The sequence below is a fragment of the Pseudomonas sp. M47T1 genome, assembly GCF_000263855.1.
In the GTDB taxonomy this organism is placed as follows: Bacteria; Pseudomonadota; Gammaproteobacteria; order Pseudomonadales; family Pseudomonadaceae; genus Aquipseudomonas.
In genome coordinates this window covers 21,992-28,318 of sequence record NZ_AJWX01000045.1, presented here as the reverse complement: position 1 = coordinate 28,318, position 6,327 = coordinate 21,992, and the positions used below count along the sequence as shown (strand labels likewise).

General features: G+C 56.1%; 7 protein-coding genes. All 7 read left to right on the top strand.

Annotated elements, in window-relative coordinates; genetic code table 11:
• Positions 1-551: 551 nt before the first annotated feature.
• The 7 genes from tssA to PMM47T1_RS28105 are packed head-to-tail and all read left to right on the top strand — an operon-like array spanning position 552 to position 6,322.
• Positions 552-2,111: a type VI secretion system protein TssA gene (gene tssA, locus PMM47T1_RS28135; RefSeq protein WP_008375647.1), complete on the top strand. Its 1,560-nt coding sequence runs from the start codon at positions 552-554 to the stop codon at positions 2,109-2,111.
• A gap of 33 nt (positions 2,112-2,144) precedes the next feature.
• Positions 2,145-2,651 carry a type VI secretion system contractile sheath small subunit gene (gene tssB / locus PMM47T1_RS28130; protein ID WP_008375645.1) on the top strand — a complete coding sequence of 169 codons (507 nt, stop codon included), beginning with the start codon at positions 2,145-2,147 and terminating at the stop codon, positions 2,649-2,651.
• 27 nt (positions 2,652-2,678) lie between these two features.
• On the top strand, positions 2,679-4,154 hold the full coding sequence (gene tssC, locus PMM47T1_RS28125; RefSeq protein ID WP_008375643.1) for a type VI secretion system contractile sheath large subunit: 1,476 nt from the start codon (positions 2,679-2,681) through the stop codon (positions 4,152-4,154).
• A gap of 15 nt (positions 4,155-4,169) precedes the next feature.
• Positions 4,170-4,577, top strand: a complete 408-nt coding sequence (tssE, locus tag PMM47T1_RS28120) for a type VI secretion system baseplate subunit TssE (protein ID WP_008375641.1) — start codon at positions 4,170-4,172, stop codon at positions 4,575-4,577.
• 10 nt (positions 4,578-4,587) lie between these two features.
• Positions 4,588-5,091: a PAAR domain-containing protein gene (locus PMM47T1_RS28115; protein ID WP_008375639.1), complete on the top strand. Its 504-nt coding sequence runs from the start codon at positions 4,588-4,590 to the stop codon at positions 5,089-5,091.
• Positions 5,091-5,939: a hypothetical protein gene (locus PMM47T1_RS28110; protein ID WP_008375637.1), complete on the top strand. Its 849-nt coding sequence runs from the start codon at positions 5,091-5,093 to the stop codon at positions 5,937-5,939. Before PMM47T1_RS28115 ends, PMM47T1_RS28110 begins: the two co-directional genes overlap by 1 nt.
• Positions 5,936-6,322 carry a hypothetical protein gene (locus PMM47T1_RS28105; RefSeq protein WP_008375634.1) on the top strand — a complete coding sequence of 129 codons (387 nt, stop codon included), beginning with the start codon at positions 5,936-5,938 and terminating at the stop codon, positions 6,320-6,322. Before PMM47T1_RS28110 ends, PMM47T1_RS28105 begins: the two co-directional genes overlap by 4 nt.
• The last annotated feature ends 5 nt before the right edge of the window (positions 6,323-6,327 follow it).

Below are 6,327 nucleotides of genomic sequence, written 5' to 3'. Positions count from 1 at the left end.
TACGATAGTGCATGTTTCTCTCCCGCTTCATTCACTCCAGAAAGCTTTATCGCGGACCGACTCGTTCGATACGATCATTTGAGTACGTGTGCTGATTCCAGTGATTCAAGTGAATGTGTTTTCACTGGGGAAGTCTTTTCTAATATTGCTAGCATCGCTTCCGAAGTGTGTAGGAAATGTCACTTCATCGCGTAGTAAAAACCCAAAAAATTTGATATCAAAAAGGAATCATATGGCCATCACCTTGTGCGTTTTTTTCCGGTAAATTCTGCCGGGGCCTTCTAGAACGGGCGTTCCAGCGTATGTCACACCTCCCCGTATTCCCGCGTTAAAACTCACACATTGTCCGAGTACATGCTCGAAAGTGCGAGTTCGTTCAATGTCAAAATACTTGCACCAGGCCAGCAGTCTCATTTAGGATCCACCCCCGCAACAAACTGAGACGGTTTGTACTACATCGGAAATAGTACGCAACAGCCGTTTCGTCATTGTTTTGACACTCAGGTAGGTGCCTGAGAAAGTTAGTCAATGATTTGTCCCCAAGGCCACGGATGACTTATTCAAGCAAGCTCTGCTCCCATTATCTCGACCTCGCGAAAGTACCCGTTTCAACCACGGCTTTTGCGGGTGAAGACGTGCGCTTTTCACTTGAGTACGAAGCGGTTGAAAACGAACTCAATAAAGGCGCGTCGATGCATGACGCCGGCCGCACCGATTGGCTGAGGGTCAAGGACGGCAGCGAACTGCTTCTGCGCACTCAGACCAAGGATTTGCGCGTGGCTGCGTGGCTGATCTGGTCTTTGTTCCAGCGTGAATCCTTCGTTGGGTTGCTGGCCGGGCTGGGGCTGATGCGGTACCTGTGCGAGCACCACTGGAAAGAACTGCACCCAGCCAAAGCCCGTACGCGTGCAGGCGCAATCGTTTGGTTGTTGCCGCGACTGGAGCAGGTGCTTTCCGAGGACGTTCCGGTAAAGGATCAGTTGCCGCTATTTCGCGCGATGGTTGAACACCTGGAAGCTTTGGACGAAGTATTCGCCGCGCAATTGGGGGACGATGCGCCGCTGATATTGCCCATGCGTCGTCGCCTGGCTTCGATGGTTCAGCGTGCCGCCGATGGCCAGCCTGAGCCCGGCAGCGTCGGCGCGGTAGTAGCCCAGGTCAAGCAAGCGGCAACGCAACTGCTGACCCCCGGCTCGCCCATCGACAACGAAAAAGATGCCCACAAGGCATTGCGCGCCCAGCAGGAAAGCGCACGGCCACTGTGCGCTTGGTGGCTGCGCCAGAAGGCGACGGACATACGCGCGTTGCGGCTCAACCGCACCATGCTTTGGTTGCCCATCGATGCCATCCCGGAGCGCAATGCCGAGCAGATTACCGCGTTGCGCGGTGTGCCAGTGGACAAGCTGAACAGCTACCGCGAGCGGTTTTCGTCCGGTAAATACGCCGACCTGTTGGTTGACCTGGAGGCAAGCCTTGCCCGGTCACCGTTCTGGTTTGATGGCCATCGCATGGTGTGGGAGTGCCTGCAGGCGCTGAGCGCCGAGCCCGCCATGCGTGAAGTGGAAATCCATTTCGCGCTGTTCCTTCAGCGCCTGCCTGGCATTGTCGAGTTGCGCTTCCACGATGGGCAGCCTTTTGCCGACCCGGCAACGCGCGGCTGGATCAGCTCCACCGTGGCGCCGCATCTGCAGGCGCCCACGGCGGCACCGCGCAAGGCCGAGGCCAGTGACAGCCGTGCGGCCTGGGAGCAGGCATTGGACGACGTTAAACCGGTGCTGCTCAAGGATGGTTTGAAGGCCGCAGTACAGGTCCTCAAGCAAGGCTTGCAAAGCGCTAACGGTGGCCGCGAACGCTTTTTCTGGCAGTTCAGTTTGGCACGCCTGTGCCATCAGGCGAAGAAGTACGAATTGGCCAGAACCCAGCTGGAAACGCTGGACCAACAACTGCAGGACTCAGGCATTCATGCCTGGGAGCCTGACCTCGCGCTGGAGGTACTGCACCTCCTGCACAACTGTTGTGAACTGCTGCCGCAGAACCACGCAGTGCGCGAACGCAAGGAAGAAATTTATCGCAGGCTGTGCCACCTCGACCTCGAAGTGGTACTCGAATAGGCCCTCGGGCCGTAATTGAAAAGGAGTAGACCCATGGCCAAAGAAGGCTCGGTAGCACCCAAGGAACGCATCAACGTTACGTTCAAACCAGCGTTGGGCAATGCACAGGAAGAAATCGAACTGCCGTTGAAACTGCTGGTGCTTGGCGATTTTACCCAGCAGGCCGATGAGCGCAAGGTTGAAGACCGCAAGCCCATCAGCATCGACAAGAACAACTTTGACGACGTGCTGGCCAAGCAGAACCTGAACCTGACCATCAGTATTCCGAACCGTCTGCAGGAAGAAAGCGAAAACGAAGAGCTGGCCGTCAGCATTAAGGTTGGCTCCATGAAGGACTTCAATCCGGCCAACCTGGTTGACCAGGTGCCAGAGCTCAAGAAACTGATGGAACTGCGCGATGCGTTGGTGGCTCTGAAGGGCCCGCTGGGTAACGCCCCGGCTTTCCGCAAGGCTATCGAAGGCGTGCTGGCAGACGACGATTCGCGCACGCGCGTACTCGGTGAGCTGGGTATGCAAGCCAACCCGCAGCAGGACGCCTAAGTCTCCAATTGATAAGGATGCCAACACATGAGCACCAGCGCAGCGCAGCAACAAACCAGTGAAACGTCTGATTTTGGTATTCTTGACCAGATCATCGCCGAGACCAAGCTGACCCCGGATGACGAGGCCTACAACATCGCCAAGCGTGGCGTGTCGGCATTCATCGAAGAGTTGCTCAAGCCGCAGAATCAGGGTGAGCCCGTCAAGAAAGCGCTGGTCGATCGCATGATTGCCGAGATCGACGCCAAGCTCAGCCGCCAGATGGACGAGATCCTGCATAACAGCGAATTCCAGGCCCTGGAATCGTCGTGGCGCGGCCTGCAGCTGTTGGTTGATCGCACCAACTTCCGCGAGAACATCAAGATCGAAGTACTCAACGCTTCCAAGCAGGACCTGCTGGACGACTTCGAAGACTCGCCGGAAGTGATGCAGGCCGGCCTGTACAAGCACATCTACACCGCAGAATACGGCCAGTTCGGTGGCCAGCCTGTGGGCGCCATCATCGCGAACTACTTCATGTCGCCCAGCGCGCCAGACGTCAAGCTGATGCAGTACGTCTCCAGCGTGGCCTGCATGTCCCACGCGCCATTCATTGCCGCTGCCGGTCCGAAATTCTTCGGTCTGGAAAGCTTCACTGGCCTGCCTGACCTGAAGGACCTGAAAGATCACTTCGAAGGCCCGCAGTTCGCCAAATGGCAGAGCTTCCGCCAGGCAGAAGATTCGCGCTACGTCGGCCTGACCGTACCGCGTTTCCTGCTGCGCAACCCGTACGACCCTGAAGACAACCCGGTGAAGACATTTGTCTACAAGGAAAACGTTGCCAACAGCCACGAGCACTACCTGTGGGGCAACACAGCGTACGCCTTCGGCACCAAGCTGACCGACAGCTTCGCCAAGTTCCGCTGGTGCCCGAACATCATCGGCCCGCAAAGCGGCGGCGCGGTTGAAGACCTGCCATTGCACCATTTCCAGAGCATGGGCGAGATCGAAACCAAGATCCCGACCGAAGTACTGGTATCGGACCGTCGTGAGTATGAGCTGGCCGAGGAAGGCTTCATTTCCCTGACCATGCGTAAGGGCAGCGACAACGCTGCGTTCTTCTCGGCCAACTCGGTGCAGAAGCCGAAGAACTTCGGCATCAGCGAAGAGGGCAAGGCCGCCGAGCTGAACTACAAGCTGGGCACCCAGCTGCCGTACATGATGATCGTCAACCGCCTGGCCCACTACCTGAAGGTGCTGCAGCGCGAGCAACTGGGTTCGTGGAAAGAGCGTACCGACCTGGAAGCCGAACTGAACAAGTGGATCCGTCAGTACGTAGCCGACCAGGAAAACCCCAGCGCCGAAGTCCGTGGCCGCCGCCCGCTGCGCGCTGCGCAGATCTCGGTCAGCGACGTTGAAGGCGAGCCGGGCTGGTACCGCGTCAGCCTGAACGTGCGCCCGCACTTCAAGTACATGGGTGCCGACTTCACCCTGTCGTTGGTTGGCAAGCTGGACAAAGAGTAAGCAGGAGCTTTCGCCATGACTGGATACGGCAGCCTTTTCGAGCGCCTCAACGGTGACGCTACACGCCGCGCCGGCTTGCCCCGCGAGGTGAGCGCGATGGCCTCGGTGGCTGCTCATCTGGCGAAAATGCTCAGCACCCGTGCGGGCAGCGTGCAGACGCTGCCTGACTACGGGTTACCCGATCTCAACGACATGCGCCTGAGCCTGCATGACTCCCTGAGTCAGGCACGCGATGCGATCAGGACATTCATCGAGGCCTACGAGCCTCGCCTGTCCAAGGTGCAGGTCGTTTCCCAGCCGCGTAATGGGGACCCACTGAAGCTGACCTTCGCCATCGAAGGCATGCTGGAAGTGGAAGGTTTCAAGCGGCAGGTCACGTTCACCGCCAATCTGGATGGCAGTGGCAACGTAAAGGTCCAATAGGGAGATACACATGGCTGGCAAACCTGCTGCGCGCGTCACCGACCCTACTGCTTGCCCGTTATCGGGGCATGGCGTCAACCCAATTGCCTCGGGCTCGCCCGACGTGATTTTCGAAGGGCTGGCGGCTGCCCGGTTGAACGACCCGACGGCATGCGGCGGGGCGATCGCCAGTGGAGTCTCGTCGACGGTGTTCATCAACGGGATGAACGCGGCAACGGTGGGCTCGGTGGGTTCGCATGGCAATAGCGTCACGGCTGGGGCGGGGACGATCATTATTGGTGATACGCATACTCCGGCTGCTTTCGTTGCGCCCGAGCCGATTGTAATTCCCGGCGAATTCAATAGGACATTCCAGTTTCAGACCGACCTAGGCGCACTCGCGGGGCTGGGTTACAAGATTCGATCCGCAAGCGGCGTGGAAAAAGTCGGCACAACTTGTTCTGCTGGTAAGTCGAGTTTGTTTTCGACCGGTCAAGCAGCAGAAGAGGTCACCATATACGTGGATGGCATGTGATGACGGAAACATCAGTTGTGGTTAATGGTGCGCCGTACCTGTTTGAAACAGATAGCGGCAGCACCACGCTAAAGCTAAAGTCGACAACCACGCCGAGCAACGATAAGGACCATGTTGAACTTAGCGTGCCTTCAGTTTGGCTAATTACGCGTGGCAATGGTATTCCTCTTTTCAGTTTGAAGCCGAAAGCTGGGGATAAGCCTTTTCGAATCATGAAGGCAGAGTTGCTGTATGCAGAAAAAATTCAATGGTTTGAGCCGTTGGCGGACAATTACCGGGAGCTCGAGTGGGTCAACCCAGAGGCGAGCACCGGTGGAACCCCGTCCGGTGTCGCATTCAAGCAATTTGCATGGAAGCAAATTATAGATTTTGCCATTGTCGATCGACCCTCTATCAGCTTTGCCTCTCACCTGCCTGGTGATTGGAAGCGTAACAGTGAAGGTGGCGACTCCTATCTGATGGTGCTGATCGAGGGCAAACCGTATTGGGCCGACGCAGTAGGACAGATTCCTTTCGCCGTCGATACGTATCGAAAATATTTTGAGGAACAAAAGCAAAAAGACAGTGCCATTGTCACGACTGTGAAGACGGGCATTGAGTACGGCGATGGCAACCCTTTGATGCCGGCAGCAGACCCTACCAACGAATATGATAATTACATGGTGCTTCGAGGTGCGATGTGGGCATCTGAAAATTTTAGCCTGATTACTTCAAAGCGCGTTGTAGAAGGATTTGTCCCTCGAACCGTTGACGAAGTGGTAACCCGCTTTCAGCCTACTACGGATGCGCGCTTAAGGAATCCATGTGATGCCGCTTCGATAGGGAAATATGGAGTGTGGCTTAAATGAATTTTCCGCTGTTATCACGACTGACACTGCATTTGTCGGCCTGTGTTGCGTACCCATTCGTCAGTTATTTTGGGTTTTGGAGTTACCAGAACATTGCAGGTACGCCTGTTGCGCGTGGTGTTGATATCGGAATCGCCATGCAGCTGATTTTCTACGGTTTTATTATCATGAATTTAATGATGATTGGTATGCGGCGGGTGGTTCCACGGCTCATTTTACTCGGGGCTGCGTTACTAGGTATCTGCCTGTACCTGCTTCCAGAGTTTCCTTTGCGCGCGTTAGGTACGGTTGCAATGTTCGGCAGCCTTGGGTTATTCGCCATCTGCGCTTCCAATTGGTTGGAACTGAAGCTCTCGACATTGGTACGAAATAAAACCATCTAATTTAA